The sequence below is a fragment of the Methylobacterium sp. HJ2 genome, assembly GCF_056431005.1.
This window is the reverse complement of the sequence record NZ_JBWJYM010000002.1, coordinates 269434-291347: the sequence shown is the minus strand read 5'-3', so window position 1 is coordinate 291347 and position 21914 is coordinate 269434. Positions and strand designations below refer to the sequence as shown.

Genomic DNA, 21914 nt, shown 5'->3' with positions numbered 1-21914 from the left:
GAACACAGCCATGGCCAACCCGCGCACCCTGTACGACAAGATCTGGGACGACCACGTCGTCGATGTTCAGCCGGACGGCACCAGCCTCCTCTACATCGACCGCCACCTCGTGCACGAGGTGACGAGCCCCCAGGCCTTCGAGGGACTGCGCGCGGCCGGCCGCCGGGTGCGCCATCCCGAGAAGACCCTGGCCGTCGTCGACCACAACGTCCAGACCTCGGACCGCAGCAAGGGCATCGAGGATCCGGAGAGCCGCACGCAGCTGGAGGCGCTGGCCGACAACGTGCGCGAGTTCGGCATCGAGTTCTACGACGCGCTGGATCGCCGCCAGGGCATCGTCCACATCATCGGTCCCGAGCAGGGCTTCACCCTGCCGGGCCAGACCATCGTCTGCGGTGATTCGCACACCTCGACACACGGCGCCTTCGGCGCGCTCGCCCACGGCATCGGCACCTCGGAGGTCGAGCACGTGCTCGCCACCCAGACGCTGGTGCAGAAGAAGGCGAAGAACATGCGCGTCACGGTGGACGGCCGCCTGCCGGCCGGCGTGACCGCCAAGGACATCATCCTGGCCATCATCGGCGAGATCGGCACCGCGGGCGGCACCGGCCACGTCATCGAATACGCCGGCGAGGCCATCCGCGCCCTCTCGATGGAGGGCCGGATGACGATCTGCAACATGTCGATCGAGGGCGGCGCGCGCGCCGGCCTGGTGGCGCCCGACGCCACCACCTTCGCGTACGTCAAGGACCGGCCGAAGGCGCCCAAGGGCGAGGCCTTCGCGCGGGCGCAGGCCTACTGGGAGAGCCTCGTCACCGATGCGGGGGCGCAGTTCGACCGGGAGGTCCGCCTCGACGCCACCGCCCTGCCGCCGATCGTCAGCTGGGGCACCAGCCCCGAGGACGTGATCTCGATCCGGGGCCGCGTGCCGGACCCGGCCGCGATCGCCGACGAGAACAAGCGCAAGTCGAAGGAGCAGGCCCTGTCCTACATGGGCCTGACGCCGGGCACCCCGATCACCGACATCACCCTCGACCGGGTCTTCATCGGCTCCTGCACCAACGGGCGCATCGAGGATCTGCGGGTCGTGGCCAGGATGGTCGAGGGCCGCAAGGTCCATGACGGGGTCTCGGCGATGGTGGTGCCGGGCTCCGGGCTGGTGAAGGCGCAGGCCGAGGCCGAGGGGATCGACCGGGTGCTCAAGGCCGCGGGCTTCGACTGGCGCGAGCCGGGCTGCTCCATGTGCCTCGGCATGAACGCCGACCGGCTGAACCCGTTGGAGCGCTGCGCCTCGACCTCGAACCGCAATTTCGAGGGCCGCCAGGGCCATCGCGGCCGCACGCACCTCGTCTCCCCGGCGATGGCCGCTGCCGCGGCGGTCGCCGGCCGCTTCGTCGACATCCGGGAGTGGCCGCAGGGCTGAGGCCCCAGGGTCGAGGCTCCCGGTCAGGGCCTCGGCGCGCCGGCCCCATCCCGGGGCGGCGCGCGCCGCCTCAGAGGCCCAAAGCGCCCCCGTCCGAGCGCGGATCGTGCATCGCCTCGATCCGGCCGTCGCGGGGGTGGCGCACCAGCATGCCGGCATGGCCGAGCGAGTCGATGTAGGGGGCGTCGAGCTCCTCGATCTCGTGGCCGAGGCGGCGCAAAGCCGCGATGCAGCCGGGATCGAAGCGGTCCTCCACCTTCACGCTGAGCGAGGGCGCGCCCCAGGTCCGCCCGTAGAGCAGGCGCGGCGCGTCGATCGCCTCGGCCACCGACATCCCGTAATCGGCGTAGCGCGCGAAGATCTGGGCCTGGAATTGCGGCTGGCCGTCGCCGCCCATGCTGCCGTAGGCCATCGCCCGGCCGTCGTCGAAGGCGGCGAGCGCCGGGATCAGGGTGTGGAACGGGCGCCGCCCCGGCTCCAGCGGGTTCACGGCGGCGGGATCCAGCGAGAAGGACATGCCGCGGTTCTGCCAGCAGATGCCGGTGCCCGGCAGCACCGTGCCCGAGCCGTATTCCCAGTAGACCGACTGGATGTAGGAGACGGCGAGCCCGTCGTTGTCGATCGCTCCCATCCAGACCGTGTCGCCGTGGCCCGGCGCCGGCAGGGGCACGCGGGCCGCCCGGCGCATGTCGATCTGCGCCGCCTCCCGGGCGAGGGCGTCGGCCGTCAGGAACGCTGCCGGATCGTGCCGCAGCCGGCCGAAATCCGTCACCACCGCGTCGCGCACCGCGAAGGCGCGCTTCGTCGCCTCGATCAGGCCGTGGTAATGCGCCGCGCTCTCGGCCTCGGCGATGGCGAGCCGGTCGAAGATCCCGAGGATCATCAGCGCGGCGAGGCCCTGGGTCGGGGGCGGGAAGTTGTAGAGCGTGGCGTCGCGCCGCCGGATCGTCAGGGGCGCGCGCTCGGCCGCGCGGTAGGCCTCGAGATCGGCCCGCGTCACCGGGGCGCCGAGGCGCTCGAGGTCGGCGGCGATCTCGCGGCCGAGATCGCCGCGGTAGAAGTCGGCGAGCCCCGCATGGGCGAGCTGCTCCAGGGTGGCGGCGAGCTTCGGGAGGCGGCGGATCTCGCCCGCCGGAAGGGGCTTGCCGTCCTTCAGGAAGGTCGCGGCGAAGTTCGGGGCGTCGTGCAGGCTGTCGAGCTCCTGCGGCACGTAGCGCGCCTCGGAGGGCGAGACCGGGACGCCGTCGCGGGCTTGGCCGATCGCGTCGGCCAGCAGCGTGTCCAGCGGCAGGCGCCCGCCGAGCGCGTGGGAGAGCTCGAGGGCGAGGCGCCAGCCGCCGACGGCGCCGGCCACCGTCACCATCGCGTCGGGGCCGCGGGCCGGGATGGCGTCGTAGCCCTTCTCCCGGTAGCGCGCGCGGGTGGCGCCGGATCCGGCCGGCCCGCAGGCCTCGATGCCGCGCACCCGGCCGCGCCGGTCGCGCACCAGCCAGAAGCCGTCGCCGCCGATGCCGTTCATGTGCGGGTAGACCACCGCGATCGAGGCCGCCATCGCCACCATCGCCTCGATGGCGTTGCCTCCTTGCGCGAGCACTGTCCGGCCCGCCTGCGCGGCGAGGCTGTGGGGCGCGGCGACGGCGGCGTGCGCGAAGACGGGGGTCTCGGACATGATGCGTTCCTGAAGGCCGATCGTGCCTGAGGGTTACGGGAGGGCGCGCCGCCTGGAAAGACGTCCGGTGGATGCGGGCGCCGCGCCGTGCCAGGATGCGACCTCTCGTTGCAAGGTTCCGGCCGCAGATCCCCACCGCGCATGTCCCGCCCGCGCCTGTCCCGCTTCTCCCTCCGGACCGCCCTCTGCCTCGCGCTCGCGGCCGGGCCGGCGGCGGCCCAACAGGCCGGCCCGGCGGCCCCGCGGCTCATCCCGGTGATCCGGGAGGGCGCGGGCGCCGATCCCCGCACCTCGGTGGCCCAGCCCGAGACGACGAGCCAGGCCTCGGGCGGCTATGTCCGCTCGGTCGAGCCCTATCTCGGGCCGCTCGCCGATCCCCTGGGGATCCGCCCGGAGCTGAAGGCGCGCGGCATCGAGTACAGCCTGACCTACATCGCCGACGTGCTCGGCAACCCCGTCGGCGGCCTGCGCCGGGGCGCCATCGCGGAGGACCGGCTGAACCTGCGGCTCAATCTCAACCTGGAGCGGATCGCCGGCTGGGAGGGCGCGACCGTCCACGCCAACGCCTACTTCATCCACGGCACCGGCCTGTCGCGCTACTACGTGGGCAACCTGCTGACGACGAGCGTGATCGAGGCGCTGCCGGCGACCCGCCTCTACGTGCTCTGGTTCGACCAGAGCCTGATGGACGGCAAGCTCGGGATCCGCATCGGCCAGCAGGCGGCCGACACCGAGTTCATCGTGAGCCAGACCGCGACGCTGTTCGTGAACTCGACCTTCGGCTGGCCGGCCATCACCGGGCTCAACCTGCCGAGCGGCGGCCCCGCCTATCCGCTCTCCACGCCGGCGGTGCGGATGAAATACGAGGCGGGCGGGGGACTTTCGCTGCAGGTCGGGCTCTACGACGGCGATCCGGCCGGCGCCAACCGCCCCGGAGACGACCCGGAGGCGCAGCGCCTCAACCGCACCGGCACGGATTTCCGCGCCCACGACCCGGCGCTGATCGTGGCCGAGGCGGCCTACGCCTACAACACCGAGCGGGGCGGCACGGCCCTGCCCGGGACGGTGACCCTCGGCGGCTGGCAGCATTTCGGCCGCTTCGACGACCCGCGCCTCGACACGGCGGGACGCGCGCTCGCCGACCCCGCCTCGACCGGGCTGCCCCGGCGCCTGCGGGGGAATGCCGGGTTCTACGCCCTCGTCGACCAGAGCCTCTTCATCGAGAAGGACAAGGACGACGAGGGCCTGAGCGTGTTCCTGCGCGCCGCGGTCTCGCCGACCCGCTCCAGCCTGATCGACGCCTATGTCGACGGCGGCCTCGCCTACAAGGGGCTGTTCCCGGGCCGCGAGGACGACACGATCGGCCTCGGCCTCGCCTACGCGCGCATCGGCGACGCGACGCGCCGGGCCGACAGGGACGCGATCCTGTTCACGGGCAATCCGATGCCGGTGCGGCGGGCGGAGGCGGTGATCGAGGCGACCTATCAGGCCCTGGTGGTGCCGGGCTTCACGGTGCAGCCGGACGTCCAGTACGTGATGCATCCCGGCGGGGGCGTGGCGGGCCCGGACGGGCGCCGCCTGCGCAACGCCGCCGTGCTCGGCGTCCGGGCGACCGTCCAGTACTGAGCGGCGTGCCTGGGCATCGTGCCTGAGCCTCCTCCGGGCGGTGCCGGAACGGAAAAGGCCCGCCGTGGGGCGGGCCTTCGTCGGGAGCCGGGATCTGGGCGGGTGCGCCCGGGCGCCTTCAGGCGGTCTTGTTCAAGTGGTCTTGGTCAAGCCGTCTTGGCGTGCGCGGCCGGGCGCACGCCCTCGGCCGGCGGTCTCGCCCGGTTCCGCATCAGGTAGGCGCCGAGGCAGGCCAGCGCGATCAGCACCAGGGCGCCCTGCGTCCCCAGCGCCTCCCAGCTGCCGTTGAAGCCGAGATTCGTGACGAGGTCCGGCACGCCGTCGTTGTGGACCGGGATCAGGGTCTGCTCCTGGAACTCCTGGAACGCCTCGCCGATCATCTTCAGCGCCATCACGAACAGGAAGGCCGAGGTGATCAGGAACATCGGCCGCAGCGGCAGGCGCAGGGCCAGCCATTGCATCGCCACGAACATCGCCCCGAGCGCCACCACCGCGACGCCGAGGCCGGCAAACAGCGAGCCGTCGAAGCCGTTGCCGGTCTTGGCCAGGGCGTGCAGGAACAGGATCGTCTCCGCGCCCTCGCGGAACACCGCCAGGAAGGCGATGCCGGCGAGCGACACCACGGTGCCGGCCCCGAGCGCCCGCTCGGCCATGCGGTTGAGGTCCGCCTGCCACGCCCGCGGATCCTGGCGCACGAACAGCCAGCCGCTCATGTAGAACATCAGCGCGGCGGCCGCGAGCATGACGCCGGCCTCCATCAGGTCGTTGTGGTTGCCGTCGAAATAGGTCTCGAACACCCAGGCCATCGCGACGCTGGCGAGCGCCGCGACGCCGGCGCCGGCATAGACCGGCGCGATCCTGTCGGCCGCGCCGGCGCGGCGCAGGAAGGCGGCCAGTGCCGCGATCACGAGGAGCGCCTCGAGGCCCTCCCGGAACAGGATGGTGAAGGCCTGAACGAATGTCGAGCCATCCGCCATGATCGATCTCCAGTTTGGAAGCGCTAAAAACAAGGCCGGCGGCGGATGCTTCAGAGCATTCGTTGATTAGAAGCGTTCTGAAGAAGCCCGGCCGCGGGTCGAGATCTTGGAGCTTGCGAGGATCTGCTTGTCTCTGCGTCCCTAATCCCCGCAACGCCGTCCCGCAAGGGCGCCGATCTCCGCGCGCCCGCGAAATCGCGCTCCGATCGTCGCACCCGCGCGCGGCGAGGGCGGTGCGAGGGCCGTCTGGGGGCCGTACGGCACTCGGGCGGCGCGCTCGGATAGCTGTGGGCAACCGGCGCGGGCGCGCGCGGAAATGCGCGTCGCGGCGTGCAACCGAACGGCCGAGCCGTGCATTGAAGCAGGCGAGAGACGGGCGCGTCGCAGGACCGCCATCCCGCACCGGATCGCGGGGCGCCGCGCACCGATCAACGGACAGAATCGCCATGATCAAGTTTGCCCTCGCCGCGAGCCTTGCCGCGGGTTCCTTCCTCGCGCTCAGCGCCGGCCCCGCGCTGGCAGCCCCGAACTCGGACCACGCCGTGGCCAAGGTGGCCGAGGCGACGAATATCCGCCCGGCCTCGGTGAACGAGGGCGAGGAGGATGCCACGTGCAGCCGCGCCCGCCGCCGCCTCTGGGTCGAGGGCGAGGGTTGGGTGGTGCGGCGGATCACGACCTGCCGCTGACGCAGGGCCGTCGAATCGCGCCGCCGGACTCGCGCCGGTCCCCGCAAGCCCCCCGTCGATGCAGCCCCGGCCCGTCCGGGGCTTTTTCATGTGCGCAGCCGGCCGCCCGCGGGCGGGTACGCACTCTGCGCGGCTGGTCCGGGGCGCCCGGCCGGAACGACATCTCGGACCGGGCCGTTCCCGTCGGACAGCTCTCCCGTGCCGCGCGGCCCGTCGCGCGCGGCGCCTGCCCCGCCTTCTCAGCGCCGGAGGATCCGCCCATGTCCGTGCCGCACCCCCGGGCCGCCCTCGGCGCCCTCGCCGTCCTCCTGCTCGCCGGGTCCGGCGCGGCCCAGGCCCTCGAGGTCCGGCAGATCCCGCCGGCCTACGCCCCCGCCTACGGGTACGGCGATACCGGATACGGCCGCAGCGGCTACGGCTTCGCCGACGAGGCGGTGCGCGGAGCCTATATCGGCGCGCCGCTCACCCGGTTCCCGCGCCCGAGCGCCCTGGTTCCGCCGGCCTGGACCTACGGCACCTACGGCATCCCGACCGTCTCGGGCATCGCCCCGGCGCCCGTCGGCCAGCCGACCCTGACCCGGATCAACGCGCAGGAGCCCGTCCGCCGCCAGGCCAGGAGCGCCCGCGGCCCTCGCATCCTGGCGCGCGGCGGCGACGGCGGCTGGGTCGAGCAGGACGGCGGGGCGCGCAGCGCGGATCTGCGCGTCATCGAGGTCCGGGTTCCGCGACGCTGAGGGGATCCCGGGCGCCACCCGTCCCGGGGCAAATGGCCTGAGCCGACCTTCCTGAGAACCAACTGGCCTGAGAACCGACCGGCCTGACATGGCTCGGACCTGCGCCCTCAGGCCTCGTCCGGGAGCGCGGCGAACCACGCCGCGTAGCGGGTGTTGCGCGCCATGCGGCGGGTCTCGTCCGGCGCGCCGTCCTGCCACCAGACCGGCCCCCGCTCCCCGAGCGCCACCTTCGCGGCGTCGACCGCCGCACGCGCCGCCCTGAGCGCTGCGCCCGCCGCCGCATCGCCGTCGCGCTCGGCCTGCTTGGCCGAGCGCACCGCGCGCCGCGCCGCCATCAGGTCCGCGACCGCCGCGTCGCGGGCCGCCGCGCCGAGGCCGGGATCGGAGCGGCGCCACAGCCGCCCGCGCACCACGATGTAGCGTCCGTCCGGGGTGACGGGTGGGCCGCTTCCGTCGTCCGGCTCACGCATCGGCCGGCCGAGGAGAAGGCAGGAGAGGGCGGAGCATTAAGGACTCTGCGCGAGACTTGGACAGAAGCCCCGTCTTGGCTCGAAGGCTCCCCATGCAGATCGTCATCGTCGATTCCAGCCGTGTCGTGCTCAAGATCGTGGCGGGGCTGCTCGAACCGCGCGGTCACGACGTGCGATGCTTCACCGACTCGACCGAGGCGCTCAGCTTTCTACAGGACAACTCGAGCGTCCGCGTCCTGATCACCAGCCTGCAGGTGCGGCCGATCAGCGGACTGGAACTGTGCTGGTCCGCCCGCCTGCTCGCGGACGAGCGCCAGCCGCTCTACGTCATCACCATGTCCTCGGCGCGCAACGCCCGCAATCTCGCCGAGGCCCTCGATAGCGGCGCCGACGACTTCATCGAGAAGCCGCCGAGCGCCGAGGAGCTGCACGCCCGCCTCCGGGCCGCCGAGCGGCTGACCTCGCTGCAGGAGCGCCTGATCCACCTCGCCGACACCGACCCGCTGAGCGGCCTCCTCAACCGCCGCGCCTTCTTCGCGCAGGCGAGTACCGAGACGGAGCGCGCCGGCAATCACGGGCGGATGTCGATGGTGCTCGCCGATATCGACCACTTCAAGCGCGTCAACGACGAGCACGGCCACGACGTGGGCGACCTCGCGATCCAGGCGATGGCCAAGCTCATCGCCAGCGAGGGCCGGGCCGGCCGCCTCGGCGGCGAGGAGTTCGCGCTCCTGTTGCCCAACACCCATCTGGACGCCGCCGAGGCGGTGGCCAAGCGCCTGTGCGGCAAGACGCGCGACCTGCGCATCCGCGGCGCGCGCGGGCCCGTGCGCCTCACCGCGAGCTTCGGCGTCAGCACCTGGACGGAGGGCGATTCGGTCCAGGCCCTGATGAAGCGGGCCGACATCGCGCTCTACGAGGCCAAGACCAGCGGGCGCGACCGCGTGGTCTCCGCGGCCACCGACCTGATCCTCGCCCGGGCCGGCTGAGCCGCGATCCGGCGGCCCGACGCGCCGGTTTGAGTCAGAATGGGAGGGCTCGGCGCGCGCGGGCCTCCGGGCCCCACGGAAACGGCCAAGATCGGTACAGGTGGCGCGGAGGCGGGCCGCGGCGGGTTTCGGGATGGGACAGGTCTTAACGCATCGTCAAAGCTCAGCACTCTGCAGCGGCTGCGTATAAACCTTAATCAATTCAGAAACGGCTTGGAACAAATCTTGGAAATCCTACCCCGCAACCGGTGAAGACGTTTCATACCGGGAACAGAGGGTGTGGGGTGATGAGTACAGCTGTGGGCGTCCTCGTTTTCGACGGGCCGCACGTTCTAAACCCGACGCTTCGCGCCACCCTCGAGCACGCGCCGGAATTCCAGACGGTGAGCGAGGCCGATCTCGACGAGCCCGCCGTCGACCGCGTCGTCGCCCTGGTGGTCATCGACGCCGCGCACATGGCCGATTGCCTCGCCCGCATCGTCGCCCTGAAGGAGCGCCGCCCGCGGATGCGCGTGCTCGCCGCCATCCAGGTGCTCGCCGCCGACGACATCCGGGCCGTGCTGGCCGCGGGGGCCGACGCCCTGGTGGCGCGCTCGGCCAATCCCCGCGAGGTCTGCGCCGCGATGCTGGCGCTCGCCGAGGACGCGCCCTGCCTGACGGCCCAGGCGGGTGCCGCGGCGGAGGCGGGCGCCGCGGCGGATGCGGGCGGCGAGGCGCTCGGCCTCACGCCCCGGGAGGCCGAGGTGCTGCGCTTCCTCAGCGCCGGCTTCAGCAACAAGGAGGTGGCCCGGCGCCTCGCCCTCAGCGTGCGCACGGTCGAGACGCATCGGCTCAACCTGCGGCGCAAGACCCAGACCGGCCGCCTCAAGGACCTCGTCTCGCTGGCCCGCCAGCTCGGCCTCGCACCGGTCGTCGAGAGCGACCAGGGCCGTCCGTCGCGCCACTGAGCGCGACGGGCGGGCCAGCGCCCGAGGGCGCTTCAGGCCCCCGTCGGCTCGAGGGTCTCGGCGACGGCCGAGAGCGGCCGCTTCGGCTTGCGGGCGACGTCGTCCCCGCCGACCGCCTCCTCCAGCGGCTCCGGGCCTTTGCGCAGGAGCTTGGCGAGATAGTAGCTGCCGAAGCCGAAGATGATCGCGTAGGCGACGAGGAAGGCCACGAGCGAGATCGAGACGGCCTGCGTCGTCAGCGGCGACACGGCGTCCGCGGTGCGCAGCTGTCCGTACACGATGTAGGGCTGGCGCCCGATCTCGGCGGTGAACCAGCCGAACAGCACGGCGCCGAAGCCCGAGGGCGTCATCAGCATCGCGCAGGTGAGGAAGGCCCGGTCGGTGAAGAGCGTCTTCCTGCGCCGGAGCCACAGGCTCCACAGGCTGAGCCCCAGCATCGCGAGGCCGAGCGCCACCATGATGCGGAACGCGTAGAAGACCGGCCAGACCGGGGGGCGCTGATCCGGCTTCACGTCCCGCAGCCCCGGCACCACCCCCGAGAAGTCGTGCGTGAGGATCAGGCTCCCGAGCTTCGGGATGCCGATCTCGAAGTCGTTGCGCTCCGCCGCCATGTTGGGGATCGCGAACAGCAGCAGCGGCATGTCGGCCTGGGTCTCCCAGTTCGCCTCGATCGCCGCGAGCTTGGTCGGCTGCAGCTTCAGGACCGCGAGTCCGTGCGCGTCGCCGAGGAAGATCTGGATCGGCGTGCAGATCACCGCGAACCACATCGCCATCGAGAGCGAGAGGCGCGCGCCCGCGACCTTGCCCTCTGGCTCCTTGCGCCCGCGCAGGATCATCCAGGCCGACATGCCCGCGACCGCGAAGGCGGTGGTGAGGAAGCAGCCCAGCACCATGTGGGCGTAGCGGATCGGGAAGGACGGGTTGAACACCACCTTCAGCCAGTCGGTGGCGATGGCCCGGCCGTTCTCGACCACGAACCCGTCCGGGGTCTGCATCCAGGAATTGGCCGAGAGGATCCAGAAGGCGGAGACCAGGGTGCCGAACGCCACCATGCAGGTGGAGAGGAAGTGCAGCCGGTCGCCGACCCGCTCCCAGCCGAACAGCATGATGCCGAGGAAGCCCGCCTCCAGGAAGAAGGCGGTGATGACTTCGTACTGGATCAGCGGCCCGAGCACGTTGCCGGTGAAGTCGGCGTAGCGCGACCAGTTCGTGCCGAGCTGGTAGCTCATCACGATCCCCGAGACCACGCCGAGCCCGAACGAGACCGCGAAGACCTTCACCCAGAACCGGTAGAGGTTGCGGTAGATCGGGTTGCCCGACCACAGCCACTGCGCCTCGAGCCGGGCCAGGAACGAGGCCAGGCCGATGGTGAAGGCCGGGAAGATGATGTGGAAGGCCATGGTGAAGCCGAACTGGATGCGCGAGAGCAGCAGCGCGTCGAGTTCCATCCGGGCCATCCTCCTGGGGCGTGTCCCGCGGCCGGGACCGGCCGCGAGTAGATCCCGGTTCCGGTGCCCGTTGCAAGGCGCGGGTTCCGCCGAGCGCCCGCGGCGGGCGCCGGGATCGGGGCGTCAGGAGTGCGCGGCCTCGCGGGCGGACGCCGCGGCCGGGCGGCGGGCGCGCTTCGCCGCACCGGTCTTGGCTGCGCCGGCCTTCGCCTTGTGCGCCTTCGGCCCGCGCGTCCGCTTGGCCGGCGCGACGGGCGGGCTCGCCGAGAGCCGTTCGCGCAGCAGCGTCAGCACCGCCGCCTCCTCGGGCCGGAGCGCGGCGAGATCCTCGGTGAGCTCGGTCTCGACCGCCTCCTTGACCTGCAGCAGCAGGCCGCCCTCGAGGTAGCAGTCGAGCACCTGCGGGTGGACGTAGCACTTGCGGCAGATGGTCGGCGTGTTGCCGAGCCGGGCCGCCACGCTCTCGATCGCGGCGCGCACGTTGGTCTTGGCCTTGGCCGCGCTGTCGAAGGCCTCGAATTCCCGGAGGGCCAGGGCGGCGAGCACCGTGCCGGCCCAGGTCCGGAAATCCTTGGCGGTGAAATCCTGGCCGGTGATCTCGCGCAGGTACGCGTTGACGTCGGAGGAGGTGACGTCGCGCTGCTGGCCCTCGGCATCGAGGTACTGGAACAGCTCCTGGCCCGGCAGGTCCTGGCAGGCCTTGACGATGCGGGCGACGCGCCGGTCCTTCACTGAGAGGTTCCAGGTCTTGCCGCTCTTGCCCTTGAAGCGGAACGTCATCGCGGCGCCCGCGACCTTGACGTGCGGGTCGCGCAGCGTGGTGAGGCCGTAGCTCTTGTTGGTGCGGGCGTAATCGTCGTTGCCGACGCGGATCAGGGTGGTCTCCAGGAGGTGCACCACGGTGGCGAGCACCTTCTCGCGCGGCAGCCCCTGGCGCCGCATGTCGGCGTCGATGCGGGTGCGGAGGCCGGGCAGCGCCTCGGCGAAGGCCATGATCCGGCTGAACTTGGTCGATTCCCGCGCCTCGCGGAAATCCGGATGGTAGCGGTACTGCTTGCGCCCCTTGGCGTCGCGGCCGGTCGCCTGGATGTGGCCGTTCCTGCGCGGGCAGATCCAGACGTCGGTATAGGCCGGCGGGATCGCGAGCTTGCGGATCCGCTCCAGGGTCGCGGGGTCGCGCACCGGCCGGCCCTTGGCGTCGAGGTAGCGGAAGCCCGTGCCGCTCTTGCGCCGGGTCAGGCCCGGGCGGGCGTCGTCCACGTAGGCGAGGCCGGCCTCCGCGGCGGCGTCGCGCGGATCGACGACGCTGCAGCCCGCTTCCGGCTCGGCCACGACGCAGCCACCCATGACGCACCTCCCTCACGCTCTTGAGCCGACAACCGGGCGGCGGGGATCCGCGTTCCGGGCCGCACCGATCCGCCGCACACGTGCTACAGGCGCGTCATGGACGCCCCAGCCCCTCGCCACCCGGCCCCGGTGCCGATGCGCAACCTCGTCTTCGTCGTCACCGAGGACTGGTTCTTCGCCTCCCACTTCCTCGGCCTCGCCCGTGCCGCCGTGGCGGCGGGCCTGTCGGTCTCGGTGGTGACGCGGGTGCGCGACCACCGGGGGGCGATCGAGGCGACGGGCGCGCGCGTGGTGGCGCTCGAGGCCGAGCGTTCCAGCCTCAACCCGATGGCGGCGGGCTACGCCGCGGGCCAGCTCGCCGCGATCCTGAAGGCGCTCAAGGCCGACATCGTCCATTGCATCGCGCTGCGCGGCATCCTCGTCGGCGGCACCGCCGCGGCGATGGCCGGCATCCCGGCCCGGGTCTACGCGCTGACCGGGCTCGGGCTGATCGGCGCCCGCCAGGACCGGGCCGGCCGCCTGAGCCGCCTCGCCCTGCGCCAGCTGATCCGCGGCCCGCTCGCCTCCCGGCGCACCCGCTACCTGTTCGAGAACCCGGACGACGCCCGGGCGCTCGGCCTCGACCCGGCCGACACCGCCGTGACGGTCGTCGGAGGCGCGGGGGTCGATCCGGACGCCTTCGCGCCGGCGCCGCTCCCCGGCCAGCCGCCCCTGCGCGTCGCCCTCGTCGCCCGCATGCTCTGGTCGAAGGGCGTGGACGTGGCGGTGGCCGCGACGCGCCTCGCCCGCGCGCGGGGCGGCGCCGTCGAACTCGACCTCTACGGCGCGCCCGACCCCTCGAACCGCCGCGCCATTCCCGAGGCGACGCTGCGGGAATGGAGCCGCGACGGCGTGGCGTGGCACGGCCCGACCCGCGACGTGGCCGCGATCCATGCCGGCCATCACGTCGGCTGCCTGCCCTCGCGCGGCGGGGAGGGCCTGCCGCGCGCGCTGCTGGAGGCCGCCGCCTGCGGGCGCGCGCTCCTCACCACCGACGTGCCGGGCTGCCGCGCCCTGGTGCGCGACGGGATCGAGGGGCTCGTCGTGCCCCCCGACGACGCGGAGGCGCTGGCCGCCGCCCTCCTGCGGCTCGCGGCGGAATCCGATCTCGTGCGGGATCTCGGGCAGGCCGCCCGCGCCCGCATCCTGGAGGGCGGCTTCACCGAGGCCGCGGTGGCGCGGGCGGTGCTCGCGATCTACCGGGACCTGCTGCCCGCATGAGCGCCGCGCCCCGCCTCACCCCGGACAGGGCCGAGGCCTTCATCCTGGCCAATACCCGCCTGCGCCCGGTGCCGCACGCGCCCGAGATCGCGCTGCACGTGGCCGACGAGGCCACCGCCCTGTGGCAGCGGACCGAGGACGAGCTGGCGGAGATCGGCCTGCCGCCGCCGTTCTGGGCCTTCGCCTGGGCCGGCGGGCAGGCGCTCGCCCGTTACCTCCTCGACAACCCGGATCTCTGCCGCGGCCGGCGCGTGCTCGATTTCGCCTCGGGCTCCGGCCTCGTGGCGATCGCCGCCGCCAAGGCCGGCGCGGCGCGGATCACGGCGAGCGACCTCGACCCCTTCGCGATCCCGGCGATCCGCCTCAACGCCGCGGCGAACGCCGTCGCGGACCGGATCGAGCCGGTGGCGACCGACCTGATCGGCAGCGACCCGGAGGCCGACCTCGTGCTGGCCGCCGACATCTTCTACGAGCGCGACCTCGCCCTCCGGGTCGGGGACTGGCTGGCGGGGCTCCAGGCGCGGGGCACCACGGTGCTCCTCGGCGATCCCGGCCGCAGCTACCTGCCGCGGGACCGGCTCGACCGCCTCGCGAGCTACGCGGTGCCGGTGACGCGCGACCTGGAGGATGCCGAGATCAAGCAGAGCCACGTCTGGCGCTTCCGCGGGGCGCCGAATTGAGCGGGCTCGCGCCCCGTCGCGCCTTGCGCCAAACGGTCGGGGTTCCCACAGAGGCCCCGACACGCCAGATCAGAGGGGCGCCGCGCGGCGCCCGCACCGGGACAGCCCCGGACCAGACCGGAGTTCGTCGAAGGTGGCCCCTACGCCCGCGTCCCTGACCCTGCCCGCCCGCGTCGTCGCCTTCTCGGCGAGCGGCAGCCGCCCCTCGCGCACCCGCGCCCTGGTGGAGGCGGTCGCGGCCGATCTCGCCCTGTCGCGCCGGATCGACCTCGCGGTCTGGGACCTCGCCGATATCGGTCCTGGCCTCGGGGCGGCCACGCGGGACGACCTTCCGCCCCAGGGGCAGCGCCTCGTGGCCGCGATCGAGGACGCGGACGCGCTGATCGTCGGAACACCGGTCTACCAGGGCTCCTACGCGGGATTGTTCAAGCACGTCTTCGATTTCGTCCGGCCCGAGGCGATGCTCGGCAAGCCGGTGGCGCTCACCGCCACGGGCGGCGGCCTGCGCCACGCCCTCGTGGTCGAGCACGCCCTGCGCCCGCTCTTCGGCTTCTTCGCCGCCCATATCGCGCCGACCGCGGTCTATGCCTGCAGCGCCGAGATCGAGGACGGCCGCATCGTCGAGGCGGCGGTGGCCGAGCGCGTGCGCGCCGCCGCCGACGAGCTCGCCGCCCTGATCGAGGTCGGCCGCGGCCTCGCCAAGCTCCGGGCCGAAGCGCCTGCGGCTTGAGAGAAGCGCCTGCGGCTTGAGGGAAGCGCCCGCGGCATAAGAAAAGCGCCTGCGGCTCGAGAGAAGTGCCCGCGGCTTGAAGGAACGGCCCACGGCCGGAGAGAGGCGCCCGCGGCCCGAGCGGCCGCAGGCGCCCGGCGCGGCTAGGGCGCCAGGATCTTGTCGACCGTGATCGGCAGGTTGCGGATGCGCTTGCCGGTGGCGTGGAACACGGCGTTGGCCACCGCCGCCGCGGTGCCCACGATGCCGATCTCGCCGAGCCCCTTCACCCCGAGCGGGTTCGCCTTGTCCTCTTCGTCCACGAAGATCACGTCGATGTCGTGGATGTCGGCGTTCACCGGCACGTGGTACTCGCCGAGATTGTGGTTCATGAAGCGGCCGATGCGGTCGTCCATCATCGACTCCTCCTCCAGCGCCGAGCCGATGCCCATCACCACGCCGCCGAGGATCTGGCTGCGCGCGGTCTTGGGGTTGAGCACCTTGCCGGCCGCGATGGCCGAGACCACGCGGGTGACGCGCACCTGGCCCAGCTCCTCGTCGACCTTCACCTCCACGAAGATCGCCGAGTGGGTGTAGGCCTCGTACTTGGCGTTGAAGTCCTTGTCGGGCGCCGCATTGGCCGTGGCCTCGACCTTGTCGACGCCGGAGGCCCGCAGCACGTCCACCAGCGAGACGCTGCGCGCCGCATCGCCCGCCACCTCGATGCGCCCGTTCGTGAAGGCGACGCGCTCGAAATCGACGTTGGCCAGCGGCGAATCCTCCATCTGCCGGGCGAGCTTGAACACCTGCTCGCCGACGTCGCGGCAGGCCTTCATCACGGCGGTGCCGGACGAGGCCGCGGTCCAGGAGCCGCCCGCCACCGGCGCCTCGGGGAGCGCGGTGTCGCCGAGCTTCGTCGTCACGTCCTCCATCGTCAGGCCGAGGGTGTCGGCGGCGATCTGGGTGAGGATCGTGTAGGTGCCGGTGCCGATGTCGCCGGTGGAATTGCCGACCTCGAGCTTGCCGTCCGGCGTGAGGACGGCGCGGGCGCTCGTCTGCATCATCATCGATTCCCAGACACCCGAGGCCATGCCCCAGCCGACGAGCTCGCGGCCCTCGCGCATGGAGCGGGGCTCCGGGTTGCGCCTGTCCCAGCCGAAGCGGGCGGCGCCCTCCGAGAAGCAGCTCTTCAGCGCCTTCGAGCCGAAGGGCTTGCCCTCGGCGGTGGCGTCGGAATCCGTGAAGTTCTTCAGGCGGAGCTGGATCGGGTCGAGGCCGCTCGCGTAGGCGAGCTCGTCCATCGCGGTCTCGATGGCGAAGACGCCGGTGACGGCGCCGGGCGCGCGCATGTCGCCGGGGGTGTAGGTGTCGAGCTTGGCGATCTTGTAGGTCAGCAGGACGTTGTCGCAGCGGTACATCACGCCCGACCAGTTCACCACGACCTCCTGGTAATCCTCGAAGGTCGAGGTGGCGCCGACCGCGTCGTGGCGCAGCGCCAGGAGGGTGCCGTCCCGCTCGGCCCCGAGGCTGATGGTCTGGAGCGCCTCCGGCCGGTAGGTGATGCTCCACATCTGGTCGCGGGTCAGCACCACGCGCACCGAGCGCTCGAGGTCGCGCGCGGCCAGCATCGCCAGGAAGAGCTGGTATTGCGGGCGCAGGCCCGAGCCGAAGCCGCCGCCGAGATAGGGGTTGAGCACCCGCAGATCGTCCTTGGCGATGCCGAACACCTTCGAGAGGTAGGCGTGGCTGTTCGAGACGCCCTGGACCTTGTCGTAGACCGTGTACTTGCCGTCGCCCTCGAAGATCACCGTCGAGGCGTGGGGCTCCATCGGGTTGTGATGCTCGGTGGCGAGGCGATAATCCTGCCGCACCCGGATCGCCGCGGACTCGAAGGCGGAATCCGCGTCGCCCCAGGGCTTCGGGGGCGGCTTGATGCCGTTGCGCCGCATCGGCGGCTCGTACGCGAAGGCGTTGGCGGCCTCGAGATCGGTCAGCGGCTCCTCGGCCTCGTAATCGACCGAGACCAGCGTCGCGGCGTGGCGCGCCGTGTCGAAATCCTCGGCCAGCACCAGGGCGATCGGCTGGCCGCTGTAGTGGATCCTGTCGTCGTAGAGGGCGCGGAAGGGCGAGCCGGGGGGCGCGACCTGATCCTGGTAATTGTAGTCGAGCCAGGCGGTGCGGGTGCGGTTCTCGTGGGTCAGCACCTTGACGACGCCGGGCACCGCCTCGGCGCGCGCCGTGTCGATGGCCTTGATCCGGCCCTTGGCGATGCCGCTCGACACCACGTAGCCGTGCAGGAGGTCGGGAGCGGCGAACTCGCCCGCGTATTTGGCGAGGCCCGTCACCTTGGCGGGACCGTCGACGCGGCTGCGGGCGCTGCCGACGAAGGTGTCGCGGCCGGTGGAGGAGAAGGTCTGGGTCATCGATCTCTCACTGGATGCGCTTGTCGGTGATCGATTGCGGCGTGCCCGCGGCGGCCTGTTCCAGGCCCCGCACGATGGCGCGCCGCGCCAGCTCGACCTTGAAGGCGTTGCCGTCCTGGGGCTTGGCCTCCGCCACGATGAGGTCGGCCGCCGCCTGGAAGCTCTCGCGCGTGGCGGGCCTGCCCTGGAGCAGAGTCTCGGCCTCGCGGTTGCGCCAGGGCTTGTGGGCGACGCCACCCAGCGCGAGGCGGGCGGTCTTCACCGTGTCGCCGTCGAGTTCGAGGGCGGCGGCGACCGAGACCAGCGCGAAGGCGTAGGAGAGCCGGTCGCGCAGCTTCAGGTAGGTGACGTGGCTCCCGAAATCGCGATCGGGCAGATCGACCGCGACGATGATCTCCCCGGGCTTCAGGGTGGTGTCCTGCTCCGGGTTCTCGCCCGGCAGGCGGTGGAACTCCGCGAAGGGGATCGCCCGGTCGCCGTCCGGCCCGCTCACCTGGACCACGGCGTCCAGGGCCGCGAGCGCCACGCACATGTCGGAGGGGTGCGTCGCGATGCAGTGCGGGCTGGTGCCGAAGATCGCGTGGATGCGGGTGACGCCGCCGATCGCTTGGCAGCCGGAGCCGGGCTGGCGTTTGTTGCAGGGCGTGGACGTGTCGTAGAAATAGTAGCAGCGGGTGCGCTGGAGCAGGTTGCCGCCGGTCGAGGCGGCGTTGCGCAGCTGCGCCGAGGCGCCGGCCAGGATCGCGTTCGACAGCAGCGTGTAGCGGGCGCGGACGCGGTCGTCGTAGGCGACCGTGGCGTTCGTCGCCAGCGCGCCGAGGCGCAGGCCGCCGTCGTGCTCGGTGATCTCGCCCAGCGGCAGGCGGGTGATGTCGACGAGGCGGCCGGGCCGCTCCACGTCGTACTTCATCAGGTCGATCAGGTTGGTGCCGCCCGCGATGAAGCGGGCCCCGGGCGCCGCCGCGAAGGCCTGGACCGCCTCCGCGACGGTGCCGGCGCGGACGTAATCGAAGCGGTTCATCGGGCTCCCCCCTGCAGCACGTCCTCGATCGCGTCGACGATGTTGGTGTAGGCGCCGCAGCGGCAGATGTTGCCGCTCATCGCCTCGCGGATCTCGTCGCGGGACTGGGCGTGGCCCTCGTTCATCAGGCCGACCGAGGAGCAGAGCTGGCCCGGCGTGCAGTAGCCGCACTGGAAGGCATCGTGCTCGATGAAGGCCTCCTGGATCGGGTGCAGCCCGTTCGAGCCGGCGCCCGCGTTGGCGAGGCCCGCGAGGCCCTCCACCGTGGTGATCTCGGCCCCGTCCTTCATCACCGCGAGCGCGAGGCAGGCATTCACCCGCGTGCCGTTCACCAGCACCGTGCAGGCGCCGCACTGGCCGTGGTCGCAGCCCTTCTTGGTGCCGGTGAGGTCGAGATGCTCGCGCAGGAGGTCGAGCAGCGTGGTCCAGGGCGCGACCTGCAGCTCGCGCAGCTGGCCGTTGATGGTGAGGCGTATGCCGATCCGGTTGTCCGCCGCGACGGGCGAGCCGCTTTCGATGAGCATGGGCGTATCCAGCGAGGTATCCGGCCGCGATGCGGCCTCGAATTCGGTGACGGGCGGGGCCCGGCCCGGTGCGCGGGGCAGCGCAGGACGGACCACGCACGGGCACGGCGGCCCGGCGCGTTCACTTCACAACCGTTCCAGACTGCGCCTGTTCCATCGCGATCCTGCGGCGCGGCGGTCCGGCGTTCCGTTCCGGGCCGCCTTCGGGTAACGCTCGGGGCGACGATTTCCCGACCTACGAACCGGAGGCAGAGCGATGGCGGCCCTCGACGCGATCCTGAACGACATCGACCGGGACCTCGACGGCGCCCTGGAGCGGCTGTTCCGCTTCCTCGAGATCCCGTCGATCTCCACCGACACCGCCTATGCGGGCCAGTGCCGCGAGGCCGCGTCCTGGCTCGCCGCCGACCTCACCGCGCTCGGCTTCGACACCTCCGTGAACGAGACCGCGCTGCACCCGGTGGTGCTCGCCCACCGGCCGAAGCCCGGCACGCCGCACGTGCTGTTCTACGGCCATTACGACGTGCAGCCGGTCGATCCGCTGGAGCTCTGGGAGACGCCGCCCTTCGCGCCGCGCATCGCCGAGGGTCCCGACGGCGCCAAGCGGATCGTCGCGCGGGGCGCCTCGGACGACAAGGGTCAGGTGATGACCTTCGTGGAGGCCTGCCGCGCCCACATCGCCATGAGCGGCGAGCTGCCCTGCGGCGTCACCATCCTGGTGGAGGGGGCGGAGGAGAACGGCTCGCAGGGCCTGCCCGAATGGGTGGCCGCGAACCGGGACAAGCTCGGCTGCGACGTCGTCCTGGTCTGCGACACCAGCATGTGGAACGCCAGGACCCCGGCCATCACCACCTCGCTGCGCGGCCTCGCCTATTTCGAGGTCAAGGTCACCTGCGCCGACCGCGACCTGCATTCGGGCTTCTTCGGGGGCGCGGCGCGCAACCCGATCCACGTGCTGGCGAAGATCATCGCGGACCTGCACGACGCGGACGGCCGCGTCATGGTGCCGGGCTTCTACGAGGGCGTGCACGAGCGCCCGCCCGAGGTGCTGGAGCAGTGGCGCGGCCTCGGCCTGACGCCGGAGACGTTCCTCGGGCCGATCGGCCTCAAGGAGCCCGCGGGCGAGCGCGGGCGGATGCCGATCGAGCTGGTGCAGTCGCGCCCCGCCTGCGACGTCAACGGCATCATCGGCGGCTACACCGGCGAGGGCACCAAGACGGTGATCGCCAGCACGGCCTCCGCCAAGATCTCGTTCCGCCTCGTGGACGATCAGGATCCGAAGGCCCTGGCGACGAATTTCGAGGCCTTCGTGCGCGCCCGCATCCCTGCCGACTGCAAGGTCGAGGTGATCACCTACAAGGGCTCGCGGGCGATCAGCCTGCCCTTCGACATGCCCGAACTCGGCCTCGCCAAGGCGGCGCTCGCCGCGGAATGGGGCGCGGAGGCCGTGACGGTGGGCGCGGGCGGCTCGATCCCGATCGTCGGCGACTTCAAGCGCCTGCTCGACCGCAACACCCTGCTGATCGGCTTCGGCCTCGACGACGACCGCATCCACTCGCCGAACGAGAAGTACGACCTCCGCAGCTTCCACAAGGGCACCCGCTCCTGGGCCCGCATCCTCGCGGCCTTCGGCGAGGCCGGGCGGGGCTGAGAGTCCCGGTAAGGCCCTGCGCGGGCTGGACTCACGCTGCGCGGGCTTGCCTGACGCTGCGCGGGCTTGCCTGACGCTGCGCGGGCTTGCCTGACGCTGCGCGCTCGACCGAGCGGAAGCCCGATCGGGCCCCGCGGGTCAGGCGCCTGGGCCCGTGCGGCGGTCGATCCGGACCCAGAGCGCGCCGGCTTCCGCGGCGGCTCGGCCGTCCGGAGCGCAGTCGGTGACGCCGAGCGCCGACGCGTCTGCGCGCGCCCCGGGCCCGGCCGGATCGGTTCGCATCCCGGAGCGTTGAGCCGGCGATCCTGCGGGCGTCACGGCGCCCGCCGGCCCGGTTCTCGGAAGGTCGGAGGAGCATGTCGAACCCGCACAGGCGCGCCGTTCTGGGAGCCGGACTCGCCCTCGCGGCCTTCGGCGAGGCGGCCGGGGACGCCTTGGGCGGCGCCGGCGCCGGCGTGGTCCGGGTCGACGATCCCCGCCTCGCCGCGCTGATCGACCCCGACGCGCGGCTCGCGACCCTGTATGCCGAGGGGCGCTGGTGCGAGGGCCCGTGCTGGGCGCCCGCGCTCGGCGGCCTCGTCTTCAGCGACGTGAAGGCGAACCGGATGCTGGTGCTCGGCCCGGACGGCCCGGCCCGGATCTTCCGGTCGCCCTCCAACAATGCCAACGGCAACACGCTCGACGGGGCGGGCCGCCTCGTCACCTGCGAGCATCGCGGCCGCCGCGTCGTGCGCCGGGAGGCCGATGGCGGCCTCACTATCCTGGCCGAGTCCTTCGCGGGCCGGCCGCTCAACTCCCCGAACGACGCGACGCTCGGGCCCGACGGCGCGATCTGGTTCAGCGACCCGGTCTTCGGCATCACCGAGCCGGAGGAGGGGGTCCAGGCCAAGCCCGCCCAGGCGGCGCGGCGGGTCTACCGGGTGGCCGAGCCCGGCCGCGTCGAGGCCATGACGGACGCCCTCGACCAGCCCAACGGCCTCGCCTTCTCGCCGGACGGGCGAACCCTCTATGTCAGCGAGACGGGGGCGGCGCTCAACCCGGAGGGCGGCCGGGCGATCCTCGCCTTCCCGTTCGCGAACGGCCGGCTCGGGCCGGGCCGGGTCTTCGCCGAGATGGAGGCCGGCGTGCCGGACGGGCTCGCGGTCGGCCCGGGCGGCCACCTCTTCGCGGCCTGCATCGACGGCGTGCGCATCTACCATCCCGACGGGACGCGGCTCGGGCGGATCGCGACGCCGGTCACCGCGGCCAACGTCGCCCTCGGGGCGCGGGGCCGCCTCTACATTGCCGCCGCGCACGCGATCCTGGCGATCGACCTGCGGGCCTGAGGCCG

At 72.5% G+C, this 21914-nt stretch carries 19 protein-coding genes; 11 read left to right on the top strand and 8 right to left on the bottom strand.

Annotation, left to right across the window (positions count from 1 at the left end; translation table 11 throughout):
• Positions 1 to 10: 10 nt before the first annotated feature.
• Positions 11 to 1423 carry a 3-isopropylmalate dehydratase large subunit gene (gene leuC, locus ACS5RC_RS05930; protein ID WP_478342900.1) on the top strand — a complete coding sequence of 471 codons (1413 nt, stop codon included), beginning with the start codon at positions 11 to 13 and terminating at the stop codon, positions 1421 to 1423.
• Positions 1424 to 1493: 70 nt separating this feature from the next.
• On the opposite strand, the gene ACS5RC_RS05925 is transcribed toward leuC, so the two are convergent.
• Positions 1494 to 3092, bottom strand: coding sequence for a gamma-glutamyltransferase family protein (locus ACS5RC_RS05925; RefSeq protein WP_478342899.1), 1599 nt, complete (start codon positions 3090 to 3092; stop codon positions 1494 to 1496).
• 141 nt (positions 3093 to 3233) lie between these two features.
• Between ACS5RC_RS05925 and ACS5RC_RS05920 the strand changes: the two genes are divergently transcribed.
• The gene (locus tag ACS5RC_RS05920) at positions 3234 to 4718 is read left to right on the top strand and encodes a carbohydrate porin (protein WP_478342898.1); all 1485 of its coding nucleotides are present in this window, start codon (positions 3234 to 3236) and stop codon (positions 4716 to 4718) included.
• A 146-nt stretch (positions 4719 to 4864) separates the two neighbouring features.
• Here the strand turns inward: ACS5RC_RS05920 and ACS5RC_RS05915 are convergent, their stop codons facing one another.
• Positions 4865 to 5695, bottom strand: a complete 831-nt coding sequence (locus ACS5RC_RS05915; RefSeq protein WP_478342897.1) for an FTR1 family iron permease — start codon at positions 5693 to 5695, stop codon at positions 4865 to 4867.
• A gap of 446 nt (positions 5696 to 6141) precedes the next feature.
• On the opposite strand from ACS5RC_RS05915, the gene ACS5RC_RS05910 reads away from it, so the two are divergent.
• Both ACS5RC_RS05910 and ACS5RC_RS05905 read left to right on the top strand, forming a co-directional pair.
• A complete protein-coding gene (locus tag ACS5RC_RS05910; protein WP_478342896.1) occupies positions 6142 to 6381 on the top strand; it encodes a hypothetical protein in 240 nt (79 codons plus the stop codon).
• A gap of 260 nt (positions 6382 to 6641) precedes the next feature.
• Positions 6642 to 7115: a hypothetical protein gene (locus tag ACS5RC_RS05905; RefSeq protein ID WP_478342895.1), complete on the top strand. Its 474-nt coding sequence runs from the start codon at positions 6642 to 6644 to the stop codon at positions 7113 to 7115.
• 107 nt (positions 7116 to 7222) lie between these two features.
• Here ACS5RC_RS05905 and ACS5RC_RS05900 read toward each other — a convergent pair whose 3' ends face one another.
• Entirely contained in the window at positions 7223 to 7585 is a 363-nt protein-coding gene (locus ACS5RC_RS05900) for a hypothetical protein (protein ID WP_478342894.1), read from the bottom strand.
• A gap of 92 nt (positions 7586 to 7677) precedes the next feature.
• On the opposite strand from ACS5RC_RS05900, the gene ACS5RC_RS05895 reads away from it, so the two are divergent.
• Together ACS5RC_RS05895 and ACS5RC_RS05890 are read left to right on the top strand one after the other, a co-directional pair.
• Complete coding sequence (locus tag ACS5RC_RS05895) at positions 7678 to 8574, top strand: GGDEF domain-containing response regulator (protein WP_478342893.1); 897 nt, start codon at positions 7678 to 7680, stop codon at positions 8572 to 8574.
• 287 nt (positions 8575 to 8861) lie between these two features.
• Positions 8862 to 9521, top strand: coding sequence for a response regulator transcription factor (locus ACS5RC_RS05890; protein WP_478342892.1), 660 nt, complete (start codon positions 8862 to 8864; stop codon positions 9519 to 9521).
• A gap of 32 nt (positions 9522 to 9553) precedes the next feature.
• Here ACS5RC_RS05890 and ACS5RC_RS05885 read toward each other — a convergent pair whose 3' ends face one another.
• Both ACS5RC_RS05885 and ACS5RC_RS05880 read right to left on the bottom strand, forming a co-directional pair.
• On the bottom strand, positions 9554 to 10969 hold the full coding sequence (locus tag ACS5RC_RS05885; protein WP_478342891.1) for a cytochrome ubiquinol oxidase subunit I: 1416 nt from the start codon (positions 10967 to 10969) through the stop codon (positions 9554 to 9556).
• A gap of 123 nt (positions 10970 to 11092) precedes the next feature.
• The gene (locus ACS5RC_RS05880; protein WP_478342890.1) at positions 11093 to 12316 is read right to left on the bottom strand and encodes a DNA topoisomerase IB; all 1224 of its coding nucleotides are present in this window, start codon (positions 12314 to 12316) and stop codon (positions 11093 to 11095) included.
• A 96-nt stretch (positions 12317 to 12412) separates the two neighbouring features.
• Between ACS5RC_RS05880 and ACS5RC_RS05875 the strand changes: the two genes are divergently transcribed.
• From ACS5RC_RS05875 to msuE, 3 genes are all read left to right on the top strand, one after another.
• On the top strand, positions 12413 to 13576 hold the full coding sequence (locus ACS5RC_RS05875; protein WP_478342889.1) for a glycosyltransferase family 4 protein: 1164 nt from the start codon (positions 12413 to 12415) through the stop codon (positions 13574 to 13576).
• On the top strand, positions 13573 to 14256 hold the full coding sequence (locus tag ACS5RC_RS05870; protein WP_478342888.1) for a class I SAM-dependent methyltransferase: 684 nt from the start codon (positions 13573 to 13575) through the stop codon (positions 14254 to 14256). The genes ACS5RC_RS05875 and ACS5RC_RS05870 overlap by 4 nt, the downstream gene beginning before the upstream one ends.
• Before the next feature lie 160 nt (positions 14257 to 14416).
• A complete protein-coding gene (gene msuE / locus ACS5RC_RS05865; RefSeq protein WP_478343422.1) occupies positions 14417 to 14986 on the top strand; it encodes an FMN reductase in 570 nt (189 codons plus the stop codon).
• Between the two features lie 143 nt (positions 14987 to 15129).
• Here msuE and ACS5RC_RS05860 read toward each other — a convergent pair whose 3' ends face one another.
• From ACS5RC_RS05860 to ACS5RC_RS05850, 3 genes are read right to left on the bottom strand one after another with little or no spacing between them, the layout of a single operon-like run.
• Positions 15130 to 17388 carry a xanthine dehydrogenase family protein molybdopterin-binding subunit gene (locus ACS5RC_RS05860; RefSeq protein WP_478342887.1) on the bottom strand — a complete coding sequence of 753 codons (2259 nt, stop codon included), beginning with the start codon at positions 17386 to 17388 and terminating at the stop codon, positions 15130 to 15132.
• A 7-nt stretch (positions 17389 to 17395) separates the two neighbouring features.
• The gene (locus ACS5RC_RS05855) at positions 17396 to 18409 is read right to left on the bottom strand and encodes an FAD binding domain-containing protein (RefSeq protein WP_478342886.1); all 1014 of its coding nucleotides are present in this window, start codon (positions 18407 to 18409) and stop codon (positions 17396 to 17398) included.
• On the bottom strand, positions 18406 to 18933 hold the full coding sequence (locus ACS5RC_RS05850; RefSeq protein WP_478342885.1) for a (2Fe-2S)-binding protein: 528 nt from the start codon (positions 18931 to 18933) through the stop codon (positions 18406 to 18408). The genes ACS5RC_RS05855 and ACS5RC_RS05850 overlap by 4 nt, the downstream gene beginning before the upstream one ends.
• Positions 18934 to 19189: 256 nt before the next feature.
• On the opposite strand from ACS5RC_RS05850, the gene ACS5RC_RS05845 reads away from it, so the two are divergent.
• Positions 19190 to 20584 carry a M20/M25/M40 family metallo-hydrolase gene (locus tag ACS5RC_RS05845; RefSeq protein WP_478342884.1) on the top strand — a complete coding sequence of 465 codons (1395 nt, stop codon included), beginning with the start codon at positions 19190 to 19192 and terminating at the stop codon, positions 20582 to 20584.
• Between the two features lie 356 nt (positions 20585 to 20940).
• On the top strand, positions 20941 to 21909 hold the full coding sequence (locus ACS5RC_RS05840) for an SMP-30/gluconolactonase/LRE family protein (protein ID WP_478342883.1): 969 nt from the start codon (positions 20941 to 20943) through the stop codon (positions 21907 to 21909).
• Positions 21910 to 21914 lie beyond the last annotated feature (5 nt).

What these genes read in the sequence shown, in the direction of transcription:
- leuC (WP_478342900.1), top strand. Translation starts at nt 11, where the DNA reads ATGGCCAACCCGCGCACCCTGTACGACAAGATCTGGGACGACCACGTC.
- ACS5RC_RS05925 (WP_478342899.1), bottom strand. Translation starts at nt 3,092, where the DNA reads ATGTCCGAGACCCCCGTCTTCGCGCACGCCGCCGTCGCCGCGCCCCAC.
- ACS5RC_RS05920 (WP_478342898.1), top strand. Translation starts at nt 3,234, where the DNA reads ATGTCCCGCCCGCGCCTGTCCCGCTTCTCCCTCCGGACCGCCCTCTGC.
- ACS5RC_RS05915 (WP_478342897.1), bottom strand. Translation starts at nt 5,695, where the DNA reads ATGGCGGATGGCTCGACATTCGTTCAGGCCTTCACCATCCTGTTCCGG.
- ACS5RC_RS05910 (WP_478342896.1), top strand. Translation starts at nt 6,142, where the DNA reads ATGATCAAGTTTGCCCTCGCCGCGAGCCTTGCCGCGGGTTCCTTCCTC.
- ACS5RC_RS05905 (WP_478342895.1), top strand. Translation starts at nt 6,642, where the DNA reads ATGTCCGTGCCGCACCCCCGGGCCGCCCTCGGCGCCCTCGCCGTCCTC.
- ACS5RC_RS05900 (WP_478342894.1), bottom strand. Translation starts at nt 7,585, where the DNA reads ATGCGTGAGCCGGACGACGGAAGCGGCCCACCCGTCACCCCGGACGGA.
- ACS5RC_RS05895 (WP_478342893.1), top strand. Translation starts at nt 7,678, where the DNA reads ATGCAGATCGTCATCGTCGATTCCAGCCGTGTCGTGCTCAAGATCGTG.
- ACS5RC_RS05890 (WP_478342892.1), top strand. Translation starts at nt 8,862, where the DNA reads ATGAGTACAGCTGTGGGCGTCCTCGTTTTCGACGGGCCGCACGTTCTA.
- ACS5RC_RS05885 (WP_478342891.1), bottom strand. Translation starts at nt 10,969, where the DNA reads ATGGAACTCGACGCGCTGCTGCTCTCGCGCATCCAGTTCGGCTTCACC.
- ACS5RC_RS05880 (WP_478342890.1), bottom strand. Translation starts at nt 12,316, where the DNA reads ATGGGTGGCTGCGTCGTGGCCGAGCCGGAAGCGGGCTGCAGCGTCGTC.
- ACS5RC_RS05875 (WP_478342889.1), top strand. Translation starts at nt 12,413, where the DNA reads ATGGACGCCCCAGCCCCTCGCCACCCGGCCCCGGTGCCGATGCGCAAC.
- ACS5RC_RS05870 (WP_478342888.1), top strand. Translation starts at nt 13,573, where the DNA reads ATGAGCGCCGCGCCCCGCCTCACCCCGGACAGGGCCGAGGCCTTCATC.
- ACS5RC_RS05860 (WP_478342887.1), bottom strand. Translation starts at nt 17,388, where the DNA reads ATGACCCAGACCTTCTCCTCCACCGGCCGCGACACCTTCGTCGGCAGC.
- ACS5RC_RS05855 (WP_478342886.1), bottom strand. Translation starts at nt 18,409, where the DNA reads ATGAACCGCTTCGATTACGTCCGCGCCGGCACCGTCGCGGAGGCGGTC.
- ACS5RC_RS05850 (WP_478342885.1), bottom strand. Translation starts at nt 18,933, where the DNA reads ATGCTCATCGAAAGCGGCTCGCCCGTCGCGGCGGACAACCGGATCGGC.
- ACS5RC_RS05845 (WP_478342884.1), top strand. Translation starts at nt 19,190, where the DNA reads ATGGCGGCCCTCGACGCGATCCTGAACGACATCGACCGGGACCTCGAC.
- ACS5RC_RS05840 (WP_478342883.1), top strand. Translation starts at nt 20,941, where the DNA reads ATGTCGAACCCGCACAGGCGCGCCGTTCTGGGAGCCGGACTCGCCCTC.